This window comes from Phocaeicola sp. RTP21198st1_B8_RTP21198_201120, from assembly GCF_040929485.1.
GTDB classification, from domain to species: domain Bacteria; phylum Bacteroidota; class Bacteroidia; order Bacteroidales; family Bacteroidaceae; genus Phocaeicola; species Phocaeicola dorei.
In genome coordinates this window covers 269-1,119 of sequence record NZ_JBCOCI010000493.1, presented here as the reverse complement: position 1 = coordinate 1,119, position 851 = coordinate 269, and the positions used below count along the sequence as shown (strand labels likewise).

At 45.1% G+C, this 851-nt stretch carries 1 pseudogene; it reads right to left on the bottom strand.

Annotation, left to right across the window (positions count from 1 at the left end):
- Positions 1–851, bottom strand: a pseudogene (locus AB5935_RS27560) (DNA repair protein RecN); the annotation flags it as partial.

Genomic DNA, 851 nt, shown 5'->3' with positions numbered 1-851 from the left:
GAAACGAACATTCGGCATTCCTAATGGAATCAACCGGGCAGCCAGCTGTTTTTCAACTTCACGAGCAGCTTTCGTACGGGCTTTGGTAAGCACTTCTGCCTGTTGTTTCACTTGTTTATATTGTTCCTCTTTGCGAGCAGTCAGTTCGGCGATACGCTCATCATAGGAAGTGATGTCCGACAATTTGCTGCGGTATTCATCCGTTAGCGCTATCAATTCGTCAAGGGTTTGTACCCGATGTTTCTGCTGTAAGGAATAAATCAGATTCAACCGTTCATTCACTTCGTCCAGACGGACCGGATTGAATTCAACGGAGTCACTTTGTAAAGAGACTTCGTGCGAAATATCTTTCAGTTCGATATAAGCGCTCTCCATACGTTCGGTAAGTTCCTTGGCCGGCTGATATACTCTTTGCAGATTATTCAGTGTATTCAGCCTGTCTTTCAGATAAGAAAGCAATCCACCTTCATCCGAAGCAAACGACTGTTCCACCCGGTAAAGTCCGGCTTTTATCTCTTCTGCATGACTTAATGTTTCAGCTTCCTGCTCCAGTTCTTCCTGTTCGCCTTCCACCAAACAGGCTTCTTCGAGCTGTTCGAGTTGGAAGCGGATATAATCTTCATCGGAGCGACTTTTCTCTGCCAGTGACACTAATTCAGCGAGTTCGCGATCTGTCTGTTTCCATTCATCATAACACAGATGGTATTTCGCCAATGCAGCGTCATTATGTGCCAGAATATCAAGCACATTCAACTGAAATCCTTCTTTATTAAGCAGCAGATTCTGATGTTGCGAATGTACATCTATCAGCTGTTCGCCCAGCTCTTTCACTTGTGCCAACGAAGCAGGAG